A 25,984-nucleotide genomic window follows, 5' to 3' on the forward strand; every position below is an offset into this window, starting at 1 on the left:
TCACGCCGCCACCGGTAGTACGTCACCGAACTCACACCGAGCGCGCGGATTGCATCGGCCACGCTCTGGCCCTGTGAGATCAGCACGTCCGCCTGACGGAGCTTCGCGACGATCTCCTCGGGCTTCGGGTGTTTTGCCATCTCGTCCGTCCTCCAGGCTCAAAAGCCATACCAAAGGGCGGACCACTTCAATGGGGGCTGACCACAGACGCTGAGGGCGACCGCGATAAGCGCAGGAAGCGTCACCGAAGGGAAGTCGCGGGGCAGAACCTCCGGCCCACAGATGCCCACCGCAACCTCCCAGAAGTGGAACAGCGCGTGGCCCGAGAGCCAGACGGCACCGAGGGTCCAGAGCAGCGAGCGCGGTCCCGCTCGGGCCGCGCCGTACGCGAACCCCGACCCGATCAGCACGAAGATCAGGCCGATATCGCGCAGGAAGTGCTGATTGAACGGGCCTGTCGTCGTCACGCCCGGCACCGCGAAGTACCATGCCTCGGGCGCAGTGAGCATGAAGACGCCGTTCCCGGCCAGTCCTGCGCCGAGGATGCCGGCAAGTACCGGAATGGCTTTGGTCATCGAGCGATCTCCCCGTGATACGTTCACGTGAGTGACGATGCGCTGCCTTCCGATGTGACATGGGATGCAAGTTTCCGAGGGGATCCTTTCAGAACGTCGGCCCTGCTCGGCTCACGTCACCGAACACCGATCGGCTGCCTGCACAACGGTCGAGCGCCGCTACGAAGCACTCGACCTAGCCATGACACGGAACCTAAGAACACACTTACCGCGACGATATCCATCGATGAACGACCGCATTCGAGATGCCCACGTGTGGGCATCAACGGCATCGTCGGGTCGAGTCCCGACCGTCCGTTCTACGACCGTATCGGGTGGGAAGCAGACGCCACACTGGAGCTATGCGAATGGCCTCCGGTCGTGCCTCAGATTTTATGGAACGCGATCGGGCGTCGGCCTCACGCGCGCGAGGCAAACGTATGCATAATCGCCTTCACCATCGCCAGCACCTTCGCCCGGTCCTGCTGGTCCGCGACCCCCTGCCACAAGCGCAGCAGCTCCATCGTCTGGCTTAGGTCGGACACGCTGTCATCGTGAAAGGCCGTTGGCTCCATGTCCAAGGCCTCGGCGAGACGGCGAAGGGTCTCATTCTGCTCAAGCAGGCTATCAGCCGGCATGTTTCACTCCTATTGCGCGCAACGTTTTAGGGCGCGCCCGGAGGAGATCAATCTTCTACGGCAACTTCAGAGACGCAGAACCAGAAAATTTTGCGCCATAAAGCGAAATTTGATACTACCGTAAAAAATACTGCATCCAGAGCATTCTAGAGCGGAATAGTAGGCATCATGGCGATACAAGATAAACTTGAGGAGATCGCGGACGCGTGCCTTGCGCTCCATGAAGAGATCAAAAGGCACGGTACGACCGAGATGCAGCACTTCATCCGTCTGTTGCTGTTTCAGGTCGGTCAGGAACTCGCTCGCCAGCAAGCAGCCTCGCAGGAATGACCGGGCCGCGTCCGGCTTGGCGTCGCATAAACGACTTCATGCGAAAGGGACGCGCTGCGCGTACATGCAGGTCCGCTATGGGTCGGATGCGGAACGTCCGCTTACGGACGCAAGGCCGGAGTTCGCTTGCCACCCTCAGCCGAAGTTGCCGGACGGCCGACGAATGGCCGCTTTCAGGAAGAACGCCGGGCAATCCATGCGGCTGGGTTGGGTCGGGTGCAGCCGGTACCGAGCGTTAAATCCTAACCGCTACTCGACAACTTGGGGCAACTTAGCGCGACCAAAGGCACGTGCTCGCGCTGCTGTGGGCGGTCTTGGCTACGATGGAACGGTATCACAGGACGGATACGGCATTCTTCGCCAGTGCTATCATGCGGCATGTTCGAGCACGCCCATCGTCACGCGCACCTCTGGCCCGGAGTGCCGTTGGCACTGGCATCCGCCGTCCTGTTCGGTGCGTCAGCCCCCTTCGCCAAGCTCCTATTGGGCTCTGTGGACCCGCAGACGCTGGCCGGCCTCCTGTATCTCGGTGCGGGCGTCGGCCTCGCCGCCGTCCACGGCAGCCGGTCCGCCCTCCGGATCGAGGCGCCGGAGGCCCCCCTGCGCAGGTCGGACGCATCGTGGCTGCTCGCGGTGGTGCTGTTCGGGGGCGTGGCGGGTCCCCTGCTGCTGATGCTGGGGCTGGCACGGACGTCGGCGGCCTCGGGCTCGCTCCTGCTCAACCTCGAAGGGCTGGCGACCATGGGCATCGCCTGGGTGGTGTTCCGCGAGAACGTGGACCGACGCCTCCTGCTCGGCGCGGCGGCCATCCTCGCCGGCGCCGTCGCGCTGTCGTGGCAAGGCCAGGGCGTCCATCTCGACGCGGGCGGCGGCCTGATCGCGCTGGCCTGCCTCGCCTGGGGCGTCGACAACAACCTGACCCGCAAGCTGTCCTCCGCCGATCCGGTCGTCATCGCGCTGACCAAGGGGCTCGTCGCCGGGGGCGCCAACCTTGCCATTGCCCTCGCACGCGGTGCCAGCCTGCCGCCGCCCGGCATGATCGGCTTCGCGGCCGTCGTCGGGTTCCTCGGGGTCGGCGTCAGCTTGGTGCTGTTCGTGTTCGCGCTGCGCCATCTCGGAAGCGCGCGGACGGGGGCCTACTTCTCGCTCGCCCCGTTCATCGGGGCCGTCGTCGCTTTGGTCCTGTTGCCGGAACCCGTGACACCGCAACTCGTCGTCGCCGCGCTCCTGATGGGGGTCGGCCTCTGGCTGCACCTCGCGGAACGGCACGACCACGAGCATTCGCACGAGGCGATGGGCCATGAGCATGGGCATGTGCACGACGAACATCACCACCACGACCACGATGGTCCCGTGACCGAGCCCCACTCCCACTGGCATCGCCACCAGCCGATGCGGCACGGGCACGTGCACTACCCCGACCTTCACCATCGCCACGGACATGGTTGAGCTGGCGCGGGGACAATCGGCTTCGCGGTCGAGTGCCTTCACCGCGGGATGTAGAACCAGCAATACAGCGCGCACACGACGGCGATGGCGGTCGCCGCCATCAGGAATGACCGTCGCGCCGCCCTCAGGACATGCGGCCTGACCTTGCGTCGGCGCCTGGTTCCGCCCCCGAATTCCCCGATCTGCCGGGCGAGCTTCTTGCCGGTCATCGCCCCTTGATCCCATGCCGATGGGTTCCACGGGTCGAGGGGAGGCGCCGCAGGCCGTGACGGATCGGCACGATCACGGGACCATCCCGCCGATCAGGTCCGCCATGTGGGCAGCGGCGGGGTGGCCCGTGGCGGTACGGTGGTTCTCCGAGCAGGCGGCATAGTCCGGGCCGGACGCGGACATCACCAACCCGAGGGCGCCGTCCGGCAACGTGCGCGTCGCCAGGAACGCTTGGCCCGAGGGCGATACCAGCGACCCCGGGGCAGGGCCCGGCTGCGGCTCGCCGTAGCGGCGAACCCCCTCGCGCCGGATGGCCTCGCGGGCGGTGGCGTGAGCCGGTCCGTCGAGCGGCCGACCGACCCAGACGACCTGCTGGAGGCCCTGCTCCCTGCACACCACCAGGACCACCCCGACGGTGTCGGGTCCCGAGGCGAGCGGACGGTCATAAAAATAGTACAGCCCGGTCAGGTTCGCCTCGCGGTCGACAATCGACGGCTTGTCGACCCGGTCCATCGGCCCCCATACCAAGCCGAATGGCGCCTCGGCCGCCGTCGGTTCCGCCGCCAGGGCCGCGCCTGTCCACGCCGCCGGTCGGTTAGCCGGATCGGGCCTCCATTAACCGAGGGCCTCCTGTACCCTTGTAGCTCGCATGCCCGAGTGCTTTGCTCTCAGCACAGGCCCGCGCCGCCGGATTCGTTTCCGGCAAAATGACGGGCCGCCCCTGATCCAAAGCAACCCGCCCGACCCCGGGCAACATGGCGAGCGCAGTGTCCGACAGCCCCTCGTTCCTCCAGTCGCCCAAGATGCGGGCGCTCCTCGCCGACCCCCGATGCATGGGCGCTACCGCGCGCTCGGCCGGTGAGCCCGAGCCGAAGTCCACGGCGGTCTCGACCTTCCACCAGATCAACGCCCCCACGTTCGAGGCGCTCGCGCCCTTGATGCTCGCGCGCGGCTGGTCCGTATTCCCACAGCTGCGCGGGGACAAGCGCGGCCCCGGCCTCGTCGACGGCACGCCCCTGCGCTGGCAGCCCTACGGCTCGATCCTGCCCAGCCAGGAGGAGATGAAGTGGTGGTGCGTGTTCTGCCCGTCGGCCAATATCGCCATCATCAACGGCATCGCCTCGGGCGGGCTGTTCACCCTCGACATCGACATCGGCGACGCCGACCTGTCGGTTGAGGTGCAAAGGATCGCCGAACGCATCCTCGGCGAGACCCCCTTCGTCCGCATCGGGCGCGCCCCGCGTATCGCCCTCGGCTACAGGCAGGCCGTTGCCGGGACCGGGACCGGGAGCGGGGCCGGGATCGTTCGCGCCGACGACATCATCCGTTCGCGCGAGTACGCCTTCGCCAGGCGCGATGGCGAGGAGAAGCTGGCCATCGAGGTCCTGGCGCAGGGCAAGCCGATCACCGCCTTCGGCCTCCACCACAAGACGGGAAGCTACTTCATCTGGCCGCGCGAGCGGCCGACCGACTTCGGGCCGGCCGACCTGCCGCTCGTGACCCGGGCGCAGCTCGACGCCTTCCTCGACGAGGTGAACGCCTTCCGCCCGTTCTCGCGGAAGGCCGCCTCGGAGGCCTCGGACCCGACATGGACGTACGACCCGTCCGCCGGCCTGCACCTGCCCTCCGACCTCGCAACGCCCGAGTGGGAGACGACCGACGGCAAGGTCGTCGACGGCCGCGAAAAGCTCCTGTTCCGGATCGTGCAGACGACGGTCCGGGCGAATGAGGCCGCCGCCCGCGATGCGGCCGGCCCCGGCCGGCAGCAGATCTGCGCGGCGGTGGAGGCGGAGTTCCGGGCCCGCGCGGTGATCGACGGCCGCTGGGCCAGCGACCTGCGGACCGAGATCGCCGACAAGGTCCGGTCGTCGGCCGAGTGGCACGCCGCCGAGCAGGGCCGGTTCGCCCGGACGGTGACGATCGGGCGCCCGCGCGAGCTCGATGCCGACGGCCAGGTCGTCCACGCCCCCTCCGTCGTCGACGCCGAGGAGCCGGCGATCGTCCCCGAGCTCGCCCACATCCGGGGTTCCTGGGGCCGCAAGCGGGCAAAGCGGACGTGGCTCCGCCGCTCGGACCCGGCTCGCGCCCTCCAGCGCGCCCTGACCGATGACGACGCCCTCCGCATGCAGGCTGCCCTCGCCGCGGTGCACGCCGTACAGGCCCACGAGGCCGCGTGGATCTCGGACCTCTACGACCGCGCCGAGATCAAGCGCGTGATGGATGCCCGCCCCAAGGCTCGGCGGACCGCCCTGCCGGCCGGCGACGTCCGCATCCTCAAGGGCGACGCCGGCGTCGGGAAGACCAGTTCGTTCTGGCGTGCCCTGTCGCAGGCCGTGAAGGCCCGAGGAAGGTTGGGCTACCCGATCGGTTTCTCGATGCCGAGCCACGCCAACATCGAGGACAGCCTGTCCGGCGCCACGCGCGAGAACCTGGCCTGGGACGCCACCGCCCGAGAGGTCGCCGCCGTCGGCGAGAAGCACGGCCTGAAAGTCGTCGTGTTCCGGGGCAAGCTCCGCACGAATTGCGGGTTCAAGACCCAGATCCAGGCCCTGACGAAGGCCCAAATCGGGACCGAGCGCCTGTGCAAGTCCCGCGTACAGGACGGCGTGAAGGAGGACGGCAAGCCGAAGTGGAAGGAGACCGTCTGCCCGATGTTCGAGGCATGTTCGTACCAGCGCCAGCTCGTCGACCTGCTCTCGGCCGACGTGATTTTGTTCGCCTCGGCCTACCTGTCGACGAACGTGCCCAAGCCGCTTTCCGACGCGCTGGTCGGCCTGGTCGTCGATGAGCGGCCGTACAGCGGGTTGTTGGCCACGAACAGCAAGGAGCCGATGCCGCTGTCGAACCTCGACAAGCCGCGCGCGGCGCCCCGGCTGCTGAAGGAGGAGTACGAGGCCGCCGAGGCCCACGCCGACCCGAAGACCGCACGCGAGGACATGCGAGCGGGGTACCTCGCGGACCGGGCCAGCGCGGTCATGGTTATGATGCCCAGCCTGAAGGCCTACGGCGCCGGGGCGGCCGTCACCGCCCTGCACGAGCACCGCATCGGCAACCGGCGCGTCGGCCTCGACCTCGCCCGCTCCGCCTACATCGTCTGCGCGCGCGGCAGCGACGCCGCCAAGGACGTCGAGCCCGGCATGTCCGAACAGGACGCGACCGCCCTGGCCGAGGCCCCCCGGTCCGAGGGGATCTGGGAAGAACGCAGGTTCTGGAAGATCGTCATCGAGCGGCTGGAAGCCCTCGCCCACGACGAGGATTGCCCGTTCGAGCCCCGGCAGGCCATGGGTAGGCACGACGCCCGCCTGCAGGTCGTCTCGGAAGACGGCCTGCCGCATATCCGCATGTCGTGGCGCGGCGAGCCCTCGTTCGGCGGCACGCCCCTCATGCTGCTGGACGCGTCGGCCGCGCCGGAGATCGTGGAGAAAGTCTGGGCCGGCCGAGAGGTTTCCGTCCTGCCGGTCAAGGCGCCCTGCCACATGCGAGTCGTCCTGCTCACGGGGTCGACGTTCAGCGACCTCTCGATGATCCCGTCGAGGTCCCGCCGGATCAAGGACATCACGGCCGCGGCCGCCCGCGTCGCCCTCCACCGGAACATCGTCACCCGTCTCGCCGGCGTTCACGGTAACGGTCGGATCCTCGTCGGTGGCAACAAGCCCGTCATGCGGGTGATGCGAACGGGGTGGAAGGCGCCGGAGAACATCGACTGCGTCCACAACGGCGCGATGCGCGGGCTGGACTTCGCCAAGCACCATGTGGCTGCGATCCTGTTCGGGCGCCTCGAACTGCCGATCCGGGCGATCGACGCGCTGGTCGCCTGCCTGACATACGACGACCCCGAACCGGAGACGCCCGTGGATGCGCTCGGGACCGGCGTTGACATGGACGACGAGCCGATCCGGCCGACGGTCGCCACGAAGTCAGTGGCGATGCGCGATGGGGCGGACCTGGCGATCGAGGACCGGACGTACGACGGGCGTTGGGCGAGGCTGATGCAGAGCCAGCATCGCGAGGAGGAAGTCCGGCAGTTCGCCGCCCGCCTCCGCCCCGTCCACCGGCTCGGCGCGCCGCCGGTCGTCTACCTCGCCACCTCGGCCATCCCCGACGGCATGATCGTCGACGACGTCGTGGCGGTCGAGGACCTCCTCGGCACCGCGGCGGTCACGGATGGGCGTCACTGGGACGTCGCGCGCCTCGCCGACGGCCTGCTGAGCGTGGACGCCGCATGGCACGAGGGTATGGGCCGGGCCGCCTCCGTGGAGGCAAGCCTCATGTGGACCAGGGCACACGTCGAGGGGCATCCCGAGGCGCAGGGGCTGACGCGCATGCGCTACAGGCTCGACGGCGGCCCCTGGCGGTTCGTCTCGGCCCTGACGTCCGCCGAGCCCGAGGCGACGCTTCGGGCCCACCTCGCGCGCGAGGACGGCTGCGAGATCTCCGAGCTCGACGAAGTCCTCGAACTCGAAACCCTTTGGGTCGGCAACCCCGTCGCGCCCTCGGGCGTCCGACCGCCGGACGCGCTCGATTTCGAGATCACCGGCCTGCCGGTCGGGTCCACCCGGGAGGTGGTCCGCCTCGCCCACTCGGATCGCGAGGTCGTCGAGCGCGAGGCGATGATCGCCCGTGTGAAGGCCGAGCTCTCAGGTCTGCCCGTCGATGCGGACCCCGCCGCGATCCAGGCCGCCCTAGAGGCGAGGCGGATCCCCTGCGTGGACTGGCAGCGGCTCCTGCCCTACGCGGGCGCCGATCGGAAGATGGACGCCGTCGACCTGGCCGTCCGGGTCCTGATGGCCGCTCACGGGGCGGACGACGCCGAGGATCTGGACTTCCTCACGTCCTGACGGCGAACGCGCCGGGCGCCCACCGGCGCCCGGGCCACGGTGATGCCCAACGCGACCGGCACCCGCCGCGCGCCCGTGCCGGCCATCACCCATGTCGTCTCCAGCCGGAGGCCAACCGAGGCCAGGTCCCGATGCACCGGGCCGCCGCGGCCGCCCGGCCCGAACGCACGCTCGTTCCACTGCCCCATGCCGCGTAGGGCGTTCGTGCCAAGGGCACGGTGCAGGGCGGCGATCGGGATCGTCAGGCTGACCCTTTCGCCCGGCGGCGTCCGACCCCAGTCCTTGGGCGTCCCTGCGCCCGCCAGCCATGCCAAGCTCCGCAAGTACAGGATCGCCGAGTGCCGGGACCCGAACGCTGCCATGCCGCGCAGGTCGACTTCGATCGGCCACGGGTCCTTGACGAGGAGGCCGAAATTCAGGGCCAGCGCGGAGACGATCCCCCTTTCGACCGGGGTATTCCTGTCTATCGGGCTGGCCTCCCATCCCTTCCAAAGACGGACGTCCGGTCCGTCCTTGAGTGATACCCGGACCACGGATGCGGCGAGCCGGTCGAAGGGCCTGCGTAGCTGCCGGTGGCTGCGCAGGCCCGTGGCGGCGAGCAGGTCCGCGCCACGGCAATAGACCGGGGCGACGTCGTCCTCGTTCATGAGCCAGGCGTCGACGAGCGTCAGCCCGGTCTCGTCGTCCGGCTCGTCGTCGATCCCGAGCGTCCCTGCGACGACCGCGAGCCACAGGCTCAGGTCGAGGCTCGTCACCGGGCCGTCCATGATGCACAGGGCCCCGGCGATGCGGCGGGACAGCAGGATCGTCGTCGGCGGGCACTTGGGCATGATGGGCTCCTATCGCCATCGTGCCGTGACGTGACGCATCCCGCAATGGACCGAGTGATAAAATCGTGGTTCCAGAGCCCTGATTTTATCACTCCCAAACGAGTGATAAAATCGTGGTCCATCAGCATCGATTTTATCACTGGATTATGCGAGTGAAATCAATGGCTTAAGCTGGTTTTGCCGAAACTCGAAAACATCCCTAAAGAAAGAATGGTCGTCTAAGGCCTTCGGCAAGGGTTGTCTCGCGTGCGCGCGAAGGTTCAGGATCTGGCTCCGCGCCTGCGGCGCGGGGGGCGTGGTTCGGTCTCAAGTCAAGGGTGGGGAGGCGGTTCGGGGCGCGGTCCGGGCTCATGACTGGAGGATCGGCGGCGATGCCGGGAACGTCGCGCGACGGCGTTTGTGGGTTTCGTCGAGGGGCGGCAAAATCTCTGACGACACAGCAACCGGAGCCACCGCCGTGACCGCCATCGCCACCGCCGCCCCTTCGCCCGAGGATCATCCCGCCGCCCGCGCAGCCCGCCTCCGCCGACAGGCGCAGGACCGGTCCCGGCGCTGGCGGGCCCGCAAGGCCAGCGACGTCGCCCGCATGGCCCAGACGGCGGCCGAGGCCGAGACCTTGATCGAACGCGCCCTCGTCGACGGCGCGATCTTCACCGCCCTCGTCCGGCAGCACATGACGTTGAGGGCGGAGACCGGCGACGCCGAGGTGGCCATCCACTTCCGCGACGTCGTCCGGGTCGCCAAGGAGATCCTGGTCGAGGGCGGCAAGAGCCGGGACTGGGCCTCGGACACGGTCCGGGATCGGCTGCGCCGGGAAGCAATGACCGTGACCGCCGCAGCTTTCCCTGGCCCCGTTGCTGCGACGATGCCTGTGTCCCTCCAGGCAGCCGTCGAATAAATCGTCGCCGGGGCTGGCCTATATTCGGTCCAGAGCTTGTTCCTCGCGCGCGAGGCTGTAGAATACGAAAGTCGATACGCCGCCTTTGGCGTTGCTGATGGAACAGCAACTGGGGCCCGTGAGCCATGCTCCGGGCCCCGCCTTTTCCGCAGGGGCATGACGATGGGCGCACTCAGCGTCACTGTTGATCTGGAGGACGCCGTCCGCGAAGCCGCCAAGGCCTTCGAGAGCCTCGGCGTCTCCCGGTTCGCCCGTGCCGTGCAGTACAGCCTCACCGGCGTCGTCATCGACGGCACGAACCGGTTTCGCCGGGACCAGCCCTGGCACAGCCCGAACAAGGCGACCCGCGAGGCCGTCCGGTACACCGTCGACCGCGACCTGCTCGATCGCGTCGTGACCGTCGGCGACGCCAGCGCCAGCGTCTTCGTGACCGACCTCGCCAGCACCTGGCTGAAGTTCTCGTTCGGGACCGGCCCGCAGGTCCGCCTGCCCGGCGACATCGGGATCGAGGCGTACTTTTCGTCGCAGGACACGATCAAGGTCCCGGTCAACTCGAACCTGTCCAGCACCGGCCTTGGCTCCCCAGGGGGCAACGGCAAGCTGCCCGGCCGGGACGCCCGGCGCATCGCCGCCCTCGCGGCCAAAGGGGTACGACCGGAATACGGCCGGCGGGACCCGCGGCAGCGGCTCGTGGGGCGTGTTCGAGGTCCGGCCCGGGGACACGAAGGCCCTCGCGGGCTACGCCCACAAGCCGGGCATCTGGGCGCGGCCTCCCCGCATCGTCGCATCCGTCGGCCGGGAACGCGTCAAGCGGAAGGTCGCCAAGGGCACGCCGACGACGACGTTCACGCGCGCCAACGGCGTCGAGGTGACCGTCCCGAAGGTGGTCAACACCGACGTGCCCAGGATGCTCTTCCTCTCCACGAAGGAGGCCAAGCTCCAGCCGGTGGCGTCCCCGAGCTGGGACCGCGCCATGCAGGACGCGGCGGCCACCATGGCCGACCGGATGGCCGCCGAGCTGGCCGATCGCCTCGAACACATCGCACGGAGACGCTGACATGCGGACGCACATCGCAACGATCCCGAGCTACTACCGGAGCCGGCCCGCCGACATCGTCGAGCACGTCGCCATCGAGGACCTGCTCCGCGAGTTCGATGCCCGGGTGACGGCGGCCGGCATGGAGCCGGACGACGAGGTCGCGGTGATGTCCCGCCGCGGCCTGGCCAACCTCGCCCACTGCCTCTTGGTCTCCACCTGGGGGTCGGTCCTGCGCCTCGACGCGGCCACGACGGCGCTGGCCAAGGCCTTGGATGCCTGCGGGATCGACGCCGGCGACATGCTCGGCGTGCCCCAGGATCGCGTCCTTCATTGAAGTTGTCGGCACAGTAAAGCACAGCGTCGTGCTAAGTTGTGCCAAGATGTGCTACGGCATATTTTGTATTAACTTCGCGATATGCTTGCGTTTAGTTGAGCTTAGACGCCCTTTTCAGAAATGGCCGTCTTTGGCAAACGCGTTACCTGTTCGCAACAGCGTCCTCCATCCCGATTGCTGATGGCCCTTCGGCCAGGCGAATACGGGGCCGGTGCTATCCTCTCAGACCGGAGAGGAGAGCGTCATGATCCAAGTCAGTCCGAGTGAGCTTAGAGGCCGCGTCGATCACCATGTCCGCGCCGCTGTCCTAGACGGATCCGCCGAGTGGGTGCCGGGCCGTGGCTACGAGAGCCAGGGCGACCTGCGCCAGGTCCTCGCCGATCGCGACCGCGTCGAGGCCGTAAGCCGTGGCTTCCACCAGCTGTCCGACGGCGAGATCCGTGCGGACGTCACGGAGTGGACGGTTAAGCGGGAGACGCGCCTCTACAAGAACGACGCCGAGTACGCCGAGCTGGTCGACGACCAGCTTGAGGACCTCGACATCGAGCTCGCCCGGAGGGCACGGGCATGAGCGTCGAGAAGCTCATCGCCGATGCGGATCGCATCATGCCCGGGTTCGCCAAGCAGGTGGCCGCCGTCGACGCCATGGTCCCCAACATCGAGGGGCTCGCCGCGATGGCCAAGCAGGCGAGGGAAATCGGGGCGCGGATCACGATCGACGTCCCGTTCGCGACGCTCAATGCGTTCAAGGGCGACTTGATCGATCATGACATGCGCTGGATGTACCGCCCCCGGAAGGGGTTCCAGCACGACATCGAGATGTTCGACCTCGACGATGGCCTCGGCCCGTTCATCATCCTCAGGCCCATCGAGCCGGAGCCGGCGTGATGGGCTGGCTCGCTTTCGCCATCCTATGGGCATCGACCCAGCATGAAGGCCCGCACACCCCGCCGCCGCCGCCCGATCCGACGGCGCAGATGTGGGTCGGCATCGGCATGGGGCTCGCCCTGGCGGTCGCGCTGTCACCCAACGCGTGGGAGGCCGGGCAGCGTCTCGGGGATCGCCTTTGGGCATGGCGCGCGTCCCGCAGCCGGGACGTGCGGGCGAAGGGGGAGTTAGAGCCATGGCCGATCTTCGAGCTCACCTGGATCAGTTCAACGAGACCGCCGATAGGCTTCGCGCTGCCGAGATGCGGCGCCTGCTCGGGCAGTGGGTCTCGGAGTGCGAGCCCCAGTTCGTCATCGGACCCAACGGGATCGCAGGGCTCGCCGTTGCTGGGGACCGCTTCTACGATGGGCCTGCGCTCATCATCGTACCGGCCGACACCATCGAGATCGCCCTCACCTGCGGCGGCGAGCAGGTCGGGTCCATCGCGGTGGCCATGTCGCTGGAGGAGTGCCGGCGACGGGAAGCTGTCGAGGTCGGCCTGCCGCCTGTGGACGGCATGCGCTGGACGCGGGGCCGAGGGCCTGACGAGGGCTAGACCCCCATGGCGGGGTCCCCTGAAGCCTTTCAGACGTGCGGGGTTGCGTTCGCGCGCAGGCCCTCTCCGCTTTTAAAACAATCCTGAAAAACCGGTTGAGGGAAGCAGCAGGTCGAACCCTCGCACGCGCGCGCGTCCTAGATTCGGGGACTTTTCGGGCGTTTCGACCTGCTCCCTAGCCCCCCCGAACCTGCTCCCGACCCGGCGCTTTGCGCGTATCTTTGACACGCCCGGCCCCGGTGGACTGGGGGCCATGGCACGCACCACAGCTTCCAAGCCCGCCGAGGCCGTCACCCCGGCCGCCGGCCTGCGCCGCACAAAGGTCCCCGCCGGCGACGTCGGCAAGTCGGCCCGGCTGTTCTCGGCCGCCGTCTTCTCCGAGATGCTGGCGGTCTCCCGGAACACGGTGACGAAGTGGATCCGGGACGGCATGCCCCACGAGGGCGACGAGAAGGCCTATCGCATCGACGTCGGCAAGGCCGTCCGCTGGCTCCAGGAGAAGGCCGCCACCGAGGCGAAGGAGGAAGCCGGCGGGGTGTGCCCCTCGACTTCGCCCCGCCCGACGGCGGCGAGGACATCGACATGGCCCGCACCCGCCGGGCCCGGGCCGACGCCGACACGGCCGAGGCGACCGCCGCCATGAAGGCCATCGACGAGGCCGAGCGGAAGGGCCTGGTCGCCCCGATCGGCGTCATGCTCGACATGGTCCGCCGCGAGTACAGCAACCTCGCCGTCGCCCTGTCCGAGATCGGGCCCGCCGTGGAGCTGCGGCTGTCCAGCGCCAACCCGGAGCGCATCGGCAAGGAGGTCGACCGGCTGATCCGGAAGGCGATCCGCGAGAAGCTCAAGGTCCAGGTCAAGCCGGAGACGGCCCCCTACCCGGAGGTGGGTGCCGATGAAGCCGCGTGAGGCCATCGACGCCGCGGCCAACGAGTACCTCGCACTCGGCGTCACGGCGCTAGCCGACGGGCTCGTCGAGCTCCGCAGCGTCCTCGACATCCCGGAGGACCTCGACCCCGCCGAATGGATCGAGCGGTACTTCTACCTGAGCACCGAGACGACCGGCCACCCTACGCATCGAAGTCGGGCGCCCCCTCTACGTCGGCGAGATCGACGGAAATTTCAGCGACCTCGACGGCCGCATCCGGGACATCGAAACCCGCGGCCTGCTGGGCATCGCGCTGGCCGACGTCTCCTGGGACGCCGTCGGCGAGGAGGTCACGTTCACGTACGAGGACGACCAGACCTACGGGCCGATCGAGCTCCCGGCGAGCATGTTCAAGGCGCGCGGCGACTGGGTGACCGGGACGCCCTACGAGGCCCGGGACCTCGTCGTCGTCTCCGGGACGTCCTACGTGGCCAGGGGTGACCACACGGCCGGCGCCTTCGCCGACGACCTCCTGGCCGGCCGGTGGCAGCTTGTGGCCGCTGCGGGGAAGGATCCCTTCGCGGTGAAGGGCCCGTTCAACGCCCCCGCGGTCTACCAGCTCGGCGACAGCGTGTTTTATGCGGCGGCCGGCTACGCGGTGCAGCGCGTCGTCTACGTGCCCGACGGCGGCCTCCCCGCGGGGACGCTGCCCGGGGCGCGGGACCCGGCGACGGGCTTCCCCTACTGGCTGCCCGTCACGGAGCCGTCGCGCGCCTTCGACATCCCGGTCGACAACAACACCCGGCTGACCGCCGGCCAGGCCGTCCTCAACCGGGTGACGGGCGTCCCGTACAAGCTGCCGATCAATCTGGCGGGGTCGACTTTCAACTTGCCGATCGTGGCGTCGAGCACCGATATGACGTTCCGGATCACTCGGTTCACCCCCGCCGGCGCCGGCTCGCAGATCGGCACCGTGCTGTTCAAGGCCGGCTCCACGGTCGGGACCGCCACCCTGACGGAGACCTCGTTCGCGGCCGGAGATCTCCTCGTCGTCAACGCCCCGGACGTCGCCTCCGCGCAGACCACGGGCGCGCAGTTCGTCATCGTCGCGAGGGCATCGTGAGCTACGTCATCCTCAGCACGGACACGCCCGATCCGCTGACGCCCGAGCAGCTCGACGGGAATTTCCTCGCGCTCGACACGGCCCTCCGCGCCATCGAGGCCCGGGCCCGCGCGGTCACCGGCCTCGGCGACCTGGTCGTCTCCGACGACGGCCAGAGCATCACGATGCCGCTGACGGACGGCTCCGACGAGCAGCCCCGCAACCTGCCCTTGGGGCGGTTCGAGCCGGTCGGCCCGTGGGCGACGGGGACTGCCTACCTGGCGCGGGACCTCGTCTCGCAGGGCCGGGGGTCGTACGTTGCCCTGGCCGATCACATGGCCGGCGCGTTCGCCGACGACCTGGCCGCGGGGCTCTGGCTGGCCGTCGCGAAGGGCGCCGCCGGAGGGGTCAATCCCCGGGGTACGTACGACCCTGGTGTCGCGTACTCCAAGGGCGATGCCGTCCTCGTCAGCTCGGACGGCGGGGTCACGTTCGTCCAGAAGGCCGCCCGGACGGACCTCACCGCCGGGACGGCGCTCGATCACGTCGACGGGGACGGCAACCCGAGCTGGGTCGCGGTGTCCCTGCGCCAGCGGACGCACGACCTCGTCTACTCCGCCGACCTCTCGACGCGCCACGTCGGCGCCCCCCTGACGATCCCCATGGCCATGGCCGGCTCGGTCGCGCGTTCGGACCCGGCCCCGGGCGTGGCACGGACCGTGACGATCCTGGCGCAGGCGTCCGCGCCGGGATCGCCGGTCCGGACGATCGGGTCATTCGTATGGGCGGCGGGCAGCTCGATCGCGACACCCTCCGGACCAGGCGGCCTCCTCTCGGCCGGCGACACGGTCACCGTCACGGTCAACGGGTCCGCCCGCCCGTTCGTCGTCGGGCTCGCCATGACGATCGTCGGCGTCCACGTCTGAGGATGGAGCGTCGCGTACGTTCTAGGGGGACGCGTTACAGAGCCTAGGAGTAACGGGAGGAGTACCAAGCGGCCTTCGAAAGCTCAGTCCGTGTCGAACACTCAGCCCAGGGATGCGTAAACCTTGTGCTCAAGCGATCGTTGACCGGGAGTCCGGCGTCTGAATCTATGGGCTGGTCAACCCGAGGAGAGCCTGCCGTGTCCCATCATGCCCACACCGCCATGGCGCTCTCCCGCACCCTGTCCGTCGTCGAGGCCCTGCAGACCGGCGTCGCGCAGGACCGGGCTCGTCGCGAGCGGGCACGGGTCGAGGGTGTCGACGCCGTCACGAGGCTCGCGATGCAGCTGCGGGCGGCCCGTTCCGAGGGGGCCCTCGCCGTCGCCCAGGTCGCCGCCATCGCCGAAGTGAACGCCGATCTGCGCCGCCGCCTCGCCCTCGCCGAGGCCCGCGCGCTCCGTGCCGAGAACGCCGTCCTCCGGTACGCCGCCCGAAACGCGTGAATCGCGGAAATTAAAATTAGAATTTCGCCGGAAACCAGGGCTAACCCTTTGTAAAAGCCGCATATTCGGGTTCTTATATTTCTCTTATTTTCGTAGCACATCTTGGCACGACGTCAGCACGACGTCGTGCTGACGTCGTGCTGACAAGAGCGCCGTCTCGCCCAGGCGCCGCGCGCCGCCGCGGCGGGGACCGCCTCCGCGCCGGCCCCCGTCGCCCGCACCTTGAGCGATGCGGAGCGGTCGCAGCGCCGGCCCTGCCGGTTCTGGATCAACGTCGTCCTCACGGTCGCCGTGCTCGGAACGATGGTGTTCATGGCGGAGAAGGTGCCGCCGGCCCTGATGTTCATGCTCGGCACCGCGCTGGCGCTGATCGTCAACTACCCGCAGGTCGACGCCCAGCGGCAGCGCATCGACGCCCACGCCAAGGCCGCGATCCTGATGGCTTCGATCCTCCTGGCGGCCGGCGTGGTCACCGGCATCATGCAGGGCACCGGAATGCTGAGGGCGATGGCGCAGACCGCCGTGACCTTCGTGCCGCCGGAGATGGGACGCCACATCCCGTTCGCGCTCGGCCTGGTGTCGATGCCGCTCTCGATGCTGTTCGACCCGGATTCGTTCTATTTCGGCGTCCTGCCCGTGGTGTCCGAGATCGCCCACCATCTCGGCGTGCCGCCGGTGCAGGTCGCGCAGGGCGCGCTGCTCGGCCAGATGACGACGGGCTTCCCGGTGAGCCCGCTGACGCCGGCGACGTTCCTGGTGTGCGGCCTGACCGGCATCGACCTCGCCGACCACCAGAAGTTCACCTTCCCGTTCCTGTTCGCGGCCTCGGTGGTGATGACCGTCGCCTGCGTCCTCCTCGGGGTCTTCCCCCTCTGACAGCGGAGATCGATCCATGAGAACCGTCCGCCTTGGCGCCGGCGCAGGCTATGCCGGCGACCGGATCGAGCCCGCCGTCGAACTCGCCGAGCGCGGCGCGATCGACTACCTCGTCTTCGAGGGCCTGGCCGAGCGCACCATCGCGCTGGCGCAGCAGGCGACGCTTCGCGATCCCGGGGGCGGCTACGATCCGCTCCTGGAGGCGCGCATGCGGGCGGTGCTCGCGCCGTGCCGGGCGCGCGGCATCCGCATCGTCACGAACATGGGCGCGGCCAACCCGGTCGCCGCCGCGCGGAAGACCAGGGCGCTGGCGCAGGAGCTCGGCCTCACCGGGCTGACGGTCGCCGCGGTGACCGGCGACGACCTCCTCGACGCGGTTCGGGCCGGCGACTTCGCCCTGGAGGAGAGCGGCGAGGCGGTGGCCGACCTCGGCAACCGCATCATCTCGGCCAACGCCTATCTCGGCGCCTCTCCGATCGTGGAGGCGTTGGCGGCCGGGGCCGACGTGGTCATCACCGGGCGCGTGGGCGATCCGGCCCTGTTCCTCGCGCCGCTGATCCACGCGTTCGGCTGGGCGATGGACGACTGGGAGCGCCTAGGCCGCGGCACGCTTGCCGGGCACCTGCTCGAATGCGCCGGCCAGATCACCGGCGGCTACTTCGCCGATCCGGGCTTCAAGGACGTCCAGGGTCTCGCACGCCTCGGTTTCCCCATCGGGATCGTGTCGGAGGACGGCACGGTCGAGGTCACGAAAGTCGAGGGCTCGGGCGGCCATGTCAGCCTCGCCACGTGCAAGGAGCAGATGCTCTACGAGGTGCACGATCCCGCCCGCTATCGTCAGCCGGACGTCGTCGCCGACTTCTCCGAGGTCGAGATGGAGCAGGTCGGCCCGGATCGCGTCCGTGCGACCGGCGCCACGGGCTCGCCCGCGACCGGCTTCCTGAAGGTCTCGGTGGGTTACGTCGATTCCTACGTCGGCGAGGGCCAGATCTCCTATGCCGGCCCCGGCGCCCTTGCCCGCGGCCGGCTCGCCCTCGAAATCGTGCGCGAGCGTCTCGCGCTCACCGGGGTGGCGTCGCGCGAGTTGCGCTGCGACCTGATCGGCGTCGACGCGCTGCACGGGCCGGCCCTGTCGGAAGGGCGGGAGCCCTACGAGGTCCGGGTCCGCGTCGCCGGGCGGACCGACACCCTCGCCGAAGCCGTGCGGATCGGCAACGAGGTCGAGACGCTCTACACCAACGGCCCCGCCGGCGGCGGCGGCGCCTGGAAGTCGGCCCGCGAGGTCGTGGCCGTGCAGTCGGTCCTCGTCCCGTCCACGCTGGCGACGCCGCGCGTGCAGATCGTAGAAGCCTGAGCAGGAGAGCGGATCATGAAGCCACGCGCGCTCGCCCACTCCCGCACCGGAGACAAGGGCAACACCTCGAACATCTCCCTGATCGCCTACGACCCAGCGGATTACGACCGTCTCGAAGCGCATGTCACGGCGGAGCGGGTGCAGGCGCATTTCCGCGAAATCGTGACCGGACAGGTCGTGCGCTACGCGCTGCCCAGGATCGGAGCGCTGAACTTCGTGATGACGGGCGCCCTCGGCGGCGGCGCGACCCGCTCGCTGGCGCTCGACGCACACGGCAAGGGCCTCGGCTCGGCCTTGCTCGATTTGGAGATCCCCGACTGAGCCGAGACGACCCTTGCGCGCGAGGTGACACGGCCCGCCGCGACGGCCGGGGCGGTGTCGCCGCCGGTGGTCGAGAAGGCGAGCGGGGCGTTGCTCGCGCCGAACACCGCTACCGGCCTAGGCACGGCGAAAGAGAAAGGTTTGGGCACGGGAGCGACTTTCGGTCGAGCTGCGCCGCATTCATCCGAACGTACAGGAAATCGCGCTGCCTCCGCATGTCCGCGAACAGGCTCAGCCGGCCGACCGTGCGGGCACGCTCGCCCGCGTGCCACGCGTGCGGCAGCCCGGTCTCGGCCATGCAAGTTGTGACGAGGGCATCGCCGATCCCGAGGATGGCCTTGGCCATCAATTCCAGGCGATCAGTTCCAGGGATGAGGCTCGGAGCGTCTGCGGGACCTGCCGACCGGTGTCGAAGGCTTCGCCGGTCATCCGCGCGCGAGAACGTTCCCGTGCGGCTCGTTCGCGACGAGACGCCGTCAGGTCGGCTGCACTTCCGTGTCCTTCACCGCGGGATCGTCTTCCACCGGGACCGTGGGCTGGGGTTGCGGGTCGGCCTCGATGTCCTCTTCGCTCGCCGGGACGACCTCGTCGAGTCGCGCGGGGTCTTCGATCAGGGCGCCCGGATCCTCGCCCGGCATCGGCGTGTCGGCATGGTTCATGACGTTGGTCTCTCTGGGACGAGGTCGGGGGAAGCGTTCAGGGGGAAGGCCCTATGGGGGCGCGGTGCCGCGCGCCGGCGCCCCCGGGATCGGACGGCGCCGTCAGGCGTCCGCGTCGTCGGCGTCGAGGATGCCTTCGAGGTCGCCGACCAGTGCGTCGAGCTGCTCGGAGGTGGAGCGGATCTTGAACGTCGTCCCGTCCTCCGCCTCCACGGCGATCTCCACGTGGTCGCCGACCTTGGCCGCCAGCGCCTGCTTCAGAATGTAGGTCGTCACGTCTGCCTTGTCGGCCATGCCGTCTCCTTCACGTTCGCCGCGGGCAACGCTGCGCAGAGGCGTTGGTTGGTGCGGCAGAACCTCGCGGCGGGGCGCAGCGGCTTGGTATCGCGCTCACGAACGCCGGCAGGGCATCTCGCCGGCGGCGATCAGGGCCTGGGCGATCGCCACCGTACGGCGGCTCTGGTGGCGGATGGCGTCGAGGTCCTCGCGCCGCGGGTCGGCGTTCTCGGCGCCGACGATGGCCGAGGCGCCGTAGGGCGATCCGGCCTCGAGCATCGCCGCGTCGGTGTAGCCCGGCGGGAGGATGACCATGCCGAGATGCGCCATCGGCGCGTAGAGCGACAACGTCACCACCTCCGAGCCGCCATGCGGCCAGGAGGCGACGGTGAAGGCGCCACCGACCTTGCCCGAGAGCGCGCCGCGCTTCCATTGCGGGCCGAGCAGGTCGAGGAAGGCCTTCAGCTCGGTGGCCATCGCGCCGAAGTAGCAGGGTGTGCCGAACAGGATCGCGTCGGCCCATTCCGCATCCTCGTGGGTCGGCGCCGGGTACAGCGCGTTCTGCCGCGCGGCGTTCTCCGTCCAGCCCTCGACCTTCGCCATCGCGTCGGCATCGGCGACTTCGCGGGCGCGGCGCAGACGCACGGTGGCGCCGGCGTCCCGCGCGGCGTCCGCGGCCGCCACGGCCAGCGCCTCGACGGAACCGGAGCGCGAGTAGAAGACGATCAGCACGCGGGCGGGATCGGAAAGGGGATCGGACACGGTGGTTTCCTTGGTCGAGATTTCTCCGACGTAGGGCGGCCGGCATCCGCGGGACCGCGCCCTGCCAAAGGGCCGCGCCGCGGCGGCCGGTCGCCAGCGCCACAGGGGTGGAGCCATCGCACACGCTGCACGTTGCCCGTCCGAAGTCCGATGCGATCGGGCGAGCGAGGTTTCACGGTGGCAGAACAACTCTCCGGACAGGCCGGCCGACAGGGCAAGCGCGGCAAGCCCGCCCTCTACGTGCTGGTCGCCAGCGTGGGACTGATGGTTGCGGCCCTCGTCGGACTGATGGTGTGGCAGGGCGCCAGCTCCCCGCCCGACTACGCGAGCCAGAGCCAGGCCGCGTCGCGCGCGCAGATCACCGGTTCCACGACCGGCCGGAGCGATGCCCCATCCTCGGCCAACACCAGCGCCGTGCCGGCTGGCAACCCGGCCTATCCGCAGCCCGCCAAGCGGGACGCCAACTGAACCCGTCGTCGAACCCGCCGTTCCCGGGTTCGACATCCTCCTGGGAAGCCCGACGATGACCTTGCGTTCCGAGACTCCGCCCTCTCCCGCCAACCTCGACTTCGGTACGCCGCCGGACGACGAGAACCCGACCTCGGCCCAGCTGAAGGCCGACATCGATAGCGGGCGGACCGGAGACAAGGTCAGCCACGGCGATGTCGGCGCGGCGCCGCTCGGGACCTGCGACGAGGCCGGCGACACGCCGCCGACCCCGCAACGGATCAAGCTCGCGCGCGAGAACGAGGCCGCGTCTGAGCGAGTCCGTGCCGCCGCCGACGTTCACGGCGAACGCTCCTGGGTGATGCCGCTGTTCTACGGCGCCGTGGTGGCGATCCCCGTCGTGGTCGGCGCCGCGATCCTCCTGCTGCGCTGATCCGAGGTCGTCGCGCGGCTCGCCGCTGGCGGCCTGTTCGCGTCAGACAGCGGAGATCGTTCCGACAGGGCGCTCGACCCTTCTGTCGGCATTCGTTTGCTCACCGGACATGGGCATTCAGAAAAATTGTTCGCTCATCGCCGTAAAATTCATACGGCGCATGCAAATCCAGCCCGCAACCAATCACGGTAACCTTTGTTGGAAAGCCATGCCGGCAAAGCGTAACCTCGATACGTGCTTCATCCTCGTCGTTGAGGACGACGACCTCGTGCGTCTCTACGCGGTCGAGATGCTGGAGGATGCCGGCTTCGCAGTCGTGGAGGCCCGCCAGGCCGACGAGGCTTGGTTCATCCTCCACGAGCGCTCGGATATCGGCGCGGTCTTCACCGACGTCGACATGCCGGGCACGATGTGCGGCGTGAAGTTGGCCGAACGCGTCTCCGAGGCGTGGCCCGACATTCGCCTGGTCCTGACCTCCGGCCGGCATCGCCTCGCGGATGAGGAGGTTCCCGATCACGGGCTGTTCGTGCCGAAGCCTTACAAGGCCTCCCAGGTCGTCGAGGCGCTCGAACAGGCTGCGTGACGGCGTCTGCCTGATTGGAAAATCCTCTGCGGCTCGTCGTCGAGCGCGCGAAATTTTTCGACAGGAACTGCGCCTTCGAGCGCCGTATCGTCGATGGCGTCCGTCAATTCTCAGTCGATCACTTCCACGATGCGGCGGGTGCCCGGCTCGACCAGCACGGGATGGTCGTTGACGATGGTGTAGTTGTAGCCCGCGAGCTCGAACTCGCGCGGCACGTCGTAGTAGACGATGCCATCCTCCGGCAGCACCGTGCCGATCCGCACCGGCCCGCGATAGGCGAAGGACGGGCGCCGCTCGGCGCTGGCATAGATCCGGAAGCGTTCGCGCCGGTCGATCCCGAGGATGCCGTTGGCGGTGCCGACCGCCGCCCCGAGCGCCCCGCCGACGACCGCGCCAAGCGGCCCCGCCATCTCCTCGCCGCGTTGCGCGCCCTCGCGGGCACCTTGCTGCAGGCCCTGCGCGGATGCGCCCGTGCCGAGGACGAGCGCGAGCGCGGTGGCTGTGAAGGTGAGGCGGGGCATCGGATCGATCCTGGGCGTTTCGAGCCCGCAGCGCGGCGCTGCGGTTTGAAGTCGGAATAGCATCGATCGCCCGCAATCCGCAGCCGGTGGCGACTCCCGGGTGGTCGGGCCGGCGCGCCCGGCCTTTTCGCCGGGCGCGTCGATCAGGCAGCCCGTTCGGCGCCGCGCGCGCAGGCTGCCCGCAACCGGTCCAACAGGTCCATAGCGAGTGCTGTGCGCTCCGCCGGCTCGGAGACCGGGCGGCGCAGGACGACGCGGCCGTCGCGCAGGACGAGATCCTCGCAGGCCGGCATCGGCCCGACCTTGACGCCGGGCCGAAGGTCGGCGGCAAGCCCCTGCGGACCTCCGTTCAGCCGGGCGACACCGAGTTCGCGGCAGGCCGCACGCAGGCGCCCGAGGGCGAAAAGGGCCGCGACCGGCTCGGGCGGGGCACCGAAGCGATCCTCGACCTCGCCAGCAAGGGCCTCAATCGCCGCCACGTCCCGCAGGCGCAGCAGACGCGTGTAGAGGCTGAGCCGGATCTCCGGCTCCGGCACGTAGTCGGCCGGGATGGCGCCGGGCAGGCCGATCTCGATCTCGGGGCACCAATCCTCGGCCTCCTCGCCCTTGGCGAGACGCAGGGCCAGCTCGAGTAGATGGCGGTAGAGGCCCAAGCCCACGAGCTTGGCATGGCCGGCCTGGTCCTCGCCGACGAGGTCGCCCGCCCCGCGAAGGTCGAGGTCGCGGGCGCTGATCGCGAAGCCCGCACCGAGGCGGTCCATCGCTTCGAGGGCCCGCATGCGCTGCTCGGCCGCCGGGCTCGGCGGCGCGGCGGGGTCGAACAGCAGGTGGACGACCCCGCGGCGCTGGCCGCGCCCGACCCGGCCGCGGAGCTGGTGAAGCTGGGCCAGTCCGAACTTCGCGGCGTCCCAAACCAGCATCGTGTTGGCGCGCGGCACGTCGAGCCCGCTCTCGATGATCGCGGTGGCGAGCAGCACGTCGCCGCCGCCGTCGGCGAAGCGGACCATCGCCTCGTCCATCTCGGCCGGCTTCAATCCGCCATGCGCGACGACGACGTCGAGGTCCGGCACGAGGGCCCGCAGGCGCTCGGCCATCGGCGCGATGTCCTCGATGCGCGGGCACACGACGAAACTCTGCCCGCCGCGACGATGCTCGCGGACGAGGGCATCCTGGACCGCGTCGGGGTCGAAGCCCGCGACCAGGGTCCGGACCGGCTGGCGCAGGGCCGGCGGCGTCGACAGGATGCTCAGGCTTTGAAGCCCGACGAGGGCGGATTGCAGCGTTCGCGGGATCGGCGTCGCGGTGAGCGTCAGGACGTGCCCCCCGCCGGCGAGGCGCCGCAGGTCGGCCTTGGTCTTCACGCCGAAGCGCTGCTCCTCGTCGATCACCGTCAGGCCGAGGTCGGCGTAGGCGACGCCGCGCCCGGCGAGCGCGTGGGTGCCCACCGCCAGCCGCACGGTGCCGTCGGCGAGACCCGCCTTGACGCGCTTGGCCTCGGCCGGTGAGACGAGGCGCGAGAGCTGCGCCACCTCGATCCCGAAGCGGGCGAAGCGCCGGCGCAGGGTCTCGGCGTGCTGGCGCGCCAGCACCGTCGTCGGCGCGATCAGCACCGCCTGCCGGCCGGCGAACAGGGCTGCGGCGAGCGCCCGCAGGGCCACCTCGGTCTTGCCGAAGCCGACGTCGCCGCAGACCAGGCGGTCCATCGGCGATCCGGAGGCGAGGTCGGTGAGCACGGCGTCGAAGGCCGCGGCCTGGTCGTGGGTCGGCGGGAAGCCGAAGCCGGCCGCGAACCGCTCCATTTCGCGGGCCGGCGGCCGGATCGCCGCGACGCCGGCCTCCCGGCGCTCCCGGGCGGTCTCCAGCATGTGGCGGGCGGTGCGCGCCAGGGTCGCCTCCGCCGCGAGGCGCCGACGCGCCCAGGTGCCGCCGTCGAGCTTGTCGAGGGTCACGGCGGCCGGCTCGGAGCCGTAGCGCCAGATCCGGTCGGCCTGGGCGACCGGCACCATCAGCACCGCGTCATCGGCGAAGCGCAGGCGCAAGGCCTCCGTCGCCGGCCGGTCGGCGACGGAGGCGACCGGCTCCAGCCCCTCGAACACGCACAGGCCGCGGTCGCGGTCGACGGCCACGTCGCCGGGCCGAAGGTCGACCTCGCAGAGCGGCAGGACATGGCCGGCGGGGCCGGCCGGCGCGGCGTCCGGCCCGTAGAGGTCGGCTGCGGCGAACACCGTCGCGCCGTCGGCGTGGAAGCCCGCCGCGAGGGGCACCTGCAACGCCAGCAGCTCGCCGGGCGCAGCCGCGGCAACTTCCGCCCAGCCGTCGATCAGGCGCACGGCGCGGTCGGCCACGGCGGAGGCCTCGCGCACGAGCCGGCGCAGGGGCAGGCTCTGGCCGGCGAGCACGATCCGCCGCCCGGCCTTCAGCTGCGCGCGCAGCAGTTTGGCAAAGGCAGCTGCCGGGCGTGCGGCGCCCGCGAGCCCCGACAGGCCGACACTCTCGGCGGCCGCATGCGTGGCGGCCATGATCGTGCGGGCCTCGACGGCGCGCGTCCACGCCGCGTGCGAGAGGTAGAGGTCCTCCCCGCGCCCAGCCACACCGTTGCGGCTCCCCTTGCCGGCATCGCGCAGGGCACGCGCCTCGTCGATCTGCTCGAAGAAGGCGGCGGCCCGCACTGAGGCGCCCTCCTCGACCACGAGCCCGGCGTCGGGCAGGTAGTCGAGCGGCGCGACGAGGTTCGGGTAGAAGCGCGCCAGGGCGTGCTCCTGGCCGGTGAAGGGGCGCAGGCGATCCTCCGAGCCCTCCGCCAGGACGATCTCGGTAGCAGGGTCGATCACCAGCCGACCTGCGTCGCCGACCGAACGCTGCGTGATCGGATCGTAGACCCGGATCGCGGTGACGCGGCCGTCCGCATGCTCGATGCGGGACGGGCGCGACGCGTCGGCGGGGAACACCTCGATGGTGCGGCCGCGGATCGCGACCTCGCCCGGCTCGTCGACCCGCTCGTCGACGACGTAGCCGAGGCGGACCAGGGTGGCGGTGATCGCCTCCGGATCGATCCGGTCGCCGGCAGCGAGCGACACGTGCGCGTCGGCCCAGGTCTCGCGCGGCGGGACGCGCTGCGCCAGCGCAGGCCCGGTGGTGATGACGAAGTCGGGCGGAGAGGCATCCGTGCTCAACCGGCGCAGGACGGCGGCGCGCAGGCCCATCGTCGCCCGGGAGGGCGAGGCGTGGTCCAGCGGCAGGCAGTCCCATTCCGGGTAGACCAGGATTTCGGCCGCAGGCGCCAGCGTACGCAGGACCTGGGCGAGCTCGTCGAGGCGCCGCGCATCGCGCGCCACGTGCACCACCGGCTTGGCCGATGCCCGGCGCCCCGACCCGTCCTGTGCCGCGATGTCGAGGAGCGAAACGGCCAGCGCCCCGATCGGAACGAGGGGCGCATCCTCCATCGGCGCGGGGCTCCGCTCGGCAGCCTTTCGTCGACGCTCGGCCATTCGTGACTCCGTCCTCAACCCTTGGACTCGGCAACGCGGTTCGGTTCGCGCCGGTCCCACGGGAAAGCCGGCTATTCACAGATCATGCGTGCGACCTGCGGACGCCCGTCACCCTGGAAACCGCCTCGCGAAGGCGCCGCAGGCCGCGGGCTCTCAAGGCGAGCGAGCTGGGCATTCCGGCGCCGCGTGGACGCATCGACGCAGCGCGAAAATACTCGGATCGGAGGCGTGCGACGTCCGGCCCCGCGCACGGCCATATCGTATG

The 25,984-nt window shown here is 69.9% G+C and carries 31 protein-coding genes and 2 pseudogenes; 19 read left to right on the top strand and 14 right to left on the bottom strand.

Annotated elements, in window-relative coordinates:
* From FV229_RS07330 to FV229_RS07345, 4 genes and pseudogenes are all read right to left on the bottom strand, one after another.
* A pseudogene (locus FV229_RS07330) lies at positions 1–140 on the bottom strand (IS3 family transposase); the annotation flags it as partial.
* A gap of 18 nt (positions 141–158) precedes the next feature.
* Positions 159–575 carry a hypothetical protein gene (locus FV229_RS07335; RefSeq protein WP_147751332.1) on the bottom strand — a complete coding sequence of 139 codons (417 nt, stop codon included), beginning with the start codon at positions 573–575 and terminating at the stop codon, positions 159–161.
* A gap of 398 nt (positions 576–973) precedes the next feature.
* Positions 974–1,192 carry a hypothetical protein gene (locus tag FV229_RS07340; protein ID WP_147751333.1) on the bottom strand — a complete coding sequence of 73 codons (219 nt, stop codon included), beginning with the start codon at positions 1,190–1,192 and terminating at the stop codon, positions 974–976.
* A 66-nt stretch (positions 1,193–1,258) separates the two neighbouring features.
* The gene (locus tag FV229_RS07345) at positions 1,259–1,504 is read right to left on the bottom strand and encodes a hypothetical protein (protein WP_147751334.1); all 246 of its coding nucleotides are present in this window, start codon (positions 1,502–1,504) and stop codon (positions 1,259–1,261) included.
* Between the two features lie 396 nt (positions 1,505–1,900).
* Here FV229_RS07345 and FV229_RS07350 point away from each other — a divergent pair, with 396 nt between their 5' ends.
* On the top strand, positions 1,901–2,971 hold the full coding sequence (locus FV229_RS07350) for a DMT family transporter (protein WP_147751335.1): 1,071 nt from the start codon (positions 1,901–1,903) through the stop codon (positions 2,969–2,971).
* Between the two features lie 38 nt (positions 2,972–3,009).
* Here FV229_RS07350 and FV229_RS27305 read toward each other — a convergent pair whose 3' ends face one another.
* Both FV229_RS27305 and FV229_RS07355 read right to left on the bottom strand, forming a co-directional pair.
* Positions 3,010–3,180, bottom strand: a complete 171-nt coding sequence (locus FV229_RS27305; protein WP_187275084.1) for a hypothetical protein — start codon at positions 3,178–3,180, stop codon at positions 3,010–3,012.
* A 73-nt stretch (positions 3,181–3,253) separates the two neighbouring features.
* A complete protein-coding gene (locus FV229_RS07355; protein ID WP_246688094.1) occupies positions 3,254–3,709 on the bottom strand; it encodes a threonyl-trna synthetase in 456 nt (151 codons plus the stop codon).
* A 227-nt stretch (positions 3,710–3,936) separates the two neighbouring features.
* On the opposite strand from FV229_RS07355, the gene FV229_RS27310 reads away from it, so the two are divergent.
* Positions 3,937–8,019, top strand: a complete 4,083-nt coding sequence (locus tag FV229_RS27310) for a bifunctional DNA primase/polymerase (protein WP_187275085.1) — start codon at positions 3,937–3,939, stop codon at positions 8,017–8,019.
* On the opposite strand, the gene FV229_RS07365 is transcribed toward FV229_RS27310, so the two are convergent.
* Positions 7,974–8,774, bottom strand: coding sequence for a hypothetical protein (locus FV229_RS07365; protein ID WP_147751337.1), 801 nt, complete (start codon positions 8,772–8,774; stop codon positions 7,974–7,976). The genes FV229_RS27310 and FV229_RS07365 overlap by 46 nt on opposite strands.
* A 532-nt stretch (positions 8,775–9,306) precedes the next feature.
* Between FV229_RS07365 and FV229_RS07370 the strand changes: the two genes are divergently transcribed.
* Complete coding sequence (locus FV229_RS07370) at positions 9,307–9,747, top strand: hypothetical protein (RefSeq protein ID WP_147751338.1); 441 nt, start codon at positions 9,307–9,309, stop codon at positions 9,745–9,747.
* Between the two features lie 18 nt (positions 9,748–9,765).
* Here the strand turns inward: FV229_RS07370 and FV229_RS27985 are convergent, their stop codons facing one another.
* The gene (locus FV229_RS27985; RefSeq protein ID WP_246688095.1) at positions 9,766–10,470 is read right to left on the bottom strand and encodes a hypothetical protein; all 705 of its coding nucleotides are present in this window, start codon (positions 10,468–10,470) and stop codon (positions 9,766–9,768) included.
* Between FV229_RS27985 and FV229_RS27990 the strand changes: the two genes are divergently transcribed.
* The 13 genes and pseudogenes from FV229_RS27990 (at position 10,445) to FV229_RS07435 (ending at position 18,550) form a co-directional block, all read left to right on the top strand.
* Entirely contained in the window at positions 10,445–10,804 is a 360-nt protein-coding gene (locus tag FV229_RS27990; RefSeq protein ID WP_246688096.1) for a hypothetical protein, read from the top strand. The genes FV229_RS27985 and FV229_RS27990 overlap by 26 nt on opposite strands.
* Position 10,805: 1 nt before the next feature.
* Entirely contained in the window at positions 10,806–11,120 is a 315-nt protein-coding gene (locus tag FV229_RS07380; RefSeq protein WP_147751339.1) for a hypothetical protein, read from the top strand.
* Positions 11,121–11,364: 244 nt separating this feature from the next.
* Positions 11,365–11,691, top strand: coding sequence for a hypothetical protein (locus FV229_RS07385; RefSeq protein ID WP_147751340.1), 327 nt, complete (start codon positions 11,365–11,367; stop codon positions 11,689–11,691).
* A complete protein-coding gene (locus FV229_RS07390; RefSeq protein WP_147751341.1) occupies positions 11,688–12,008 on the top strand; it encodes a hypothetical protein in 321 nt (106 codons plus the stop codon). Before FV229_RS07385 ends, FV229_RS07390 begins: the two co-directional genes overlap by 4 nt.
* 235 nt (positions 12,009–12,243) lie before the next feature.
* Positions 12,244–12,603 (top strand): hypothetical protein, encoded by a 360-nt coding sequence (locus FV229_RS07395; protein ID WP_187275086.1) that lies wholly within the window; start codon positions 12,244–12,246, stop codon positions 12,601–12,603.
* A 253-nt stretch (positions 12,604–12,856) separates the two neighbouring features.
* Entirely contained in the window at positions 12,857–13,246 is a 390-nt protein-coding gene (locus tag FV229_RS07400) for a hypothetical protein (protein ID WP_187275087.1), read from the top strand.
* On the top strand, positions 13,243–13,512 hold the full coding sequence (locus FV229_RS07405) for a hypothetical protein (protein ID WP_147751342.1): 270 nt from the start codon (positions 13,243–13,245) through the stop codon (positions 13,510–13,512). Before FV229_RS07400 ends, FV229_RS07405 begins: the two co-directional genes overlap by 4 nt.
* A gap of 365 nt (positions 13,513–13,877) precedes the next feature.
* Entirely contained in the window at positions 13,878–14,594 is a 717-nt protein-coding gene (locus FV229_RS07410; RefSeq protein ID WP_147751343.1) for a hypothetical protein, read from the top strand.
* The gene (locus FV229_RS07415; protein ID WP_147751344.1) at positions 14,591–15,499 is read left to right on the top strand and encodes a hypothetical protein; all 909 of its coding nucleotides are present in this window, start codon (positions 14,591–14,593) and stop codon (positions 15,497–15,499) included. Before FV229_RS07410 ends, FV229_RS07415 begins: the two co-directional genes overlap by 4 nt.
* Positions 15,500–15,696: 197 nt before the next feature.
* Positions 15,697–15,999 carry a hypothetical protein gene (locus tag FV229_RS07420; protein ID WP_147751345.1) on the top strand — a complete coding sequence of 101 codons (303 nt, stop codon included), beginning with the start codon at positions 15,697–15,699 and terminating at the stop codon, positions 15,997–15,999.
* 144 nt (positions 16,000–16,143) lie between these two features.
* Positions 16,144–16,875, top strand: a pseudogene (locus FV229_RS07425) (SLC13 family permease); the annotation flags it as partial.
* A gap of 16 nt (positions 16,876–16,891) precedes the next feature.
* Positions 16,892–18,229: an acyclic terpene utilization AtuA family protein gene (locus FV229_RS07430; RefSeq protein ID WP_147751346.1), complete on the top strand. Its 1,338-nt coding sequence runs from the start codon at positions 16,892–16,894 to the stop codon at positions 18,227–18,229.
* Between the two features lie 15 nt (positions 18,230–18,244).
* Complete coding sequence (locus FV229_RS07435) at positions 18,245–18,550, top strand: hypothetical protein (protein ID WP_147751347.1); 306 nt, start codon at positions 18,245–18,247, stop codon at positions 18,548–18,550.
* Positions 18,551–18,659: 109 nt separating this feature from the next.
* On the opposite strand, the gene FV229_RS07440 is transcribed toward FV229_RS07435, so the two are convergent.
* From FV229_RS07440 to wrbA, 4 genes are all read right to left on the bottom strand, one after another.
* Positions 18,660–18,896 carry a hypothetical protein gene (locus tag FV229_RS07440; protein ID WP_147751348.1) on the bottom strand — a complete coding sequence of 79 codons (237 nt, stop codon included), beginning with the start codon at positions 18,894–18,896 and terminating at the stop codon, positions 18,660–18,662.
* Between the two features lie 130 nt (positions 18,897–19,026).
* Entirely contained in the window at positions 19,027–19,209 is a 183-nt protein-coding gene (locus FV229_RS07445) for a hypothetical protein (protein WP_147751349.1), read from the bottom strand.
* 102 nt (positions 19,210–19,311) lie between these two features.
* On the bottom strand, positions 19,312–19,503 hold the full coding sequence (locus FV229_RS07450) for a hypothetical protein (RefSeq protein ID WP_147751350.1): 192 nt from the start codon (positions 19,501–19,503) through the stop codon (positions 19,312–19,314).
* Positions 19,504–19,599: 96 nt separating this feature from the next.
* Positions 19,600–20,247 carry an NAD(P)H:quinone oxidoreductase gene (gene wrbA / locus FV229_RS07455; protein ID WP_238272793.1) on the bottom strand — a complete coding sequence of 216 codons (648 nt, stop codon included), beginning with the start codon at positions 20,245–20,247 and terminating at the stop codon, positions 19,600–19,602.
* 177 nt (positions 20,248–20,424) lie between these two features.
* Here wrbA and FV229_RS07460 point away from each other — a divergent pair, with 177 nt between their 5' ends.
* The 3 genes from FV229_RS07460 to FV229_RS07470 all read left to right on the top strand — a co-directional run bounded on the left by FV229_RS07460 (position 20,425) and on the right by FV229_RS07470 (position 21,710).
* Positions 20,425–20,715 (top strand): hypothetical protein, encoded by a 291-nt coding sequence (locus FV229_RS07460; RefSeq protein WP_187275088.1) that lies wholly within the window; start codon positions 20,425–20,427, stop codon positions 20,713–20,715.
* Between the two features lie 55 nt (positions 20,716–20,770).
* Positions 20,771–21,127: a hypothetical protein gene (locus tag FV229_RS07465; protein ID WP_147751353.1), complete on the top strand. Its 357-nt coding sequence runs from the start codon at positions 20,771–20,773 to the stop codon at positions 21,125–21,127.
* Positions 21,128–21,335: 208 nt separating this feature from the next.
* Positions 21,336–21,710: a response regulator gene (locus FV229_RS07470; protein WP_147751368.1), complete on the top strand. Its 375-nt coding sequence runs from the start codon at positions 21,336–21,338 to the stop codon at positions 21,708–21,710.
* A gap of 110 nt (positions 21,711–21,820) precedes the next feature.
* Here FV229_RS07470 and FV229_RS07475 read toward each other — a convergent pair whose 3' ends face one another.
* Positions 21,821–22,231, bottom strand: a complete 411-nt coding sequence (locus tag FV229_RS07475; protein ID WP_147751354.1) for a DUF1236 domain-containing protein — start codon at positions 22,229–22,231, stop codon at positions 21,821–21,823.
* A 143-nt stretch (positions 22,232–22,374) separates the two neighbouring features.
* Positions 22,375–25,719: a DEAD/DEAH box helicase gene (locus tag FV229_RS07480; protein ID WP_147751355.1), complete on the bottom strand. Its 3,345-nt coding sequence runs from the start codon at positions 25,717–25,719 to the stop codon at positions 22,375–22,377.
* Between the last annotated feature and the right edge of the window lie 265 nt (positions 25,720–25,984).

Source organism: Methylobacterium sp. WL120, from assembly GCF_008039465.1.
GTDB classification, from domain to species: domain Bacteria; phylum Pseudomonadota; class Alphaproteobacteria; order Rhizobiales; family Beijerinckiaceae; genus Methylobacterium; species Methylobacterium cerastii.

Coding starts and splice junctions, on each gene's coding strand:
- FV229_RS07335 (WP_147751332.1), bottom strand. CDS start 575: ATGACCAAAGCCATTCCGGTACTTGCCGGCATCCTCGGCGCAGGACTG.
- FV229_RS07340 (WP_147751333.1), bottom strand. CDS start 1,192: ATGCCGGCTGATAGCCTGCTTGAGCAGAATGAGACCCTTCGCCGTCTC.
- FV229_RS07350 (WP_147751335.1), top strand. CDS start 1,901: ATGTTCGAGCACGCCCATCGTCACGCGCACCTCTGGCCCGGAGTGCCG.
- FV229_RS27305 (WP_187275084.1), bottom strand. CDS start 3,180: ATGACCGGCAAGAAGCTCGCCCGGCAGATCGGGGAATTCGGGGGCGGA.
- FV229_RS27310 (WP_187275085.1), top strand. CDS start 3,937: ATGGCGAGCGCAGTGTCCGACAGCCCCTCGTTCCTCCAGTCGCCCAAG.
- FV229_RS07380 (WP_147751339.1), top strand. CDS start 10,806: ATGCGGACGCACATCGCAACGATCCCGAGCTACTACCGGAGCCGGCCC.
- FV229_RS07385 (WP_147751340.1), top strand. CDS start 11,365: ATGATCCAAGTCAGTCCGAGTGAGCTTAGAGGCCGCGTCGATCACCAT.
- FV229_RS07390 (WP_147751341.1), top strand. CDS start 11,688: ATGAGCGTCGAGAAGCTCATCGCCGATGCGGATCGCATCATGCCCGGG.
- FV229_RS07395 (WP_187275086.1), top strand. CDS start 12,244: ATGGCCGATCTTCGAGCTCACCTGGATCAGTTCAACGAGACCGCCGAT.
- FV229_RS07400 (WP_187275087.1), top strand. CDS start 12,857: ATGGCACGCACCACAGCTTCCAAGCCCGCCGAGGCCGTCACCCCGGCC.
- FV229_RS07405 (WP_147751342.1), top strand. CDS start 13,243: ATGAAGGCCATCGACGAGGCCGAGCGGAAGGGCCTGGTCGCCCCGATC.
- FV229_RS07410 (WP_147751343.1), top strand. CDS start 13,878: ATGTTCAAGGCGCGCGGCGACTGGGTGACCGGGACGCCCTACGAGGCC.
- FV229_RS07430 (WP_147751346.1), top strand. CDS start 16,892: ATGAGAACCGTCCGCCTTGGCGCCGGCGCAGGCTATGCCGGCGACCGG.
- FV229_RS07435 (WP_147751347.1), top strand. CDS start 18,245: ATGAAGCCACGCGCGCTCGCCCACTCCCGCACCGGAGACAAGGGCAAC.
- FV229_RS07440 (WP_147751348.1), bottom strand. CDS start 18,896: ATGGCCAAGGCCATCCTCGGGATCGGCGATGCCCTCGTCACAACTTGC.
- FV229_RS07445 (WP_147751349.1), bottom strand. CDS start 19,209: ATGAACCATGCCGACACGCCGATGCCGGGCGAGGATCCGGGCGCCCTG.
- FV229_RS07450 (WP_147751350.1), bottom strand. CDS start 19,503: ATGGCCGACAAGGCAGACGTGACGACCTACATTCTGAAGCAGGCGCTG.
- FV229_RS07465 (WP_147751353.1), top strand. CDS start 20,771: ATGACCTTGCGTTCCGAGACTCCGCCCTCTCCCGCCAACCTCGACTTC.
- FV229_RS07470 (WP_147751368.1), top strand. CDS start 21,336: ATGCCGGCAAAGCGTAACCTCGATACGTGCTTCATCCTCGTCGTTGAG.
- FV229_RS07475 (WP_147751354.1), bottom strand. CDS start 22,231: ATGCCCCGCCTCACCTTCACAGCCACCGCGCTCGCGCTCGTCCTCGGC.
- FV229_RS07480 (WP_147751355.1), bottom strand. CDS start 25,719: ATGGCCGAGCGTCGACGAAAGGCTGCCGAGCGGAGCCCCGCGCCGATG.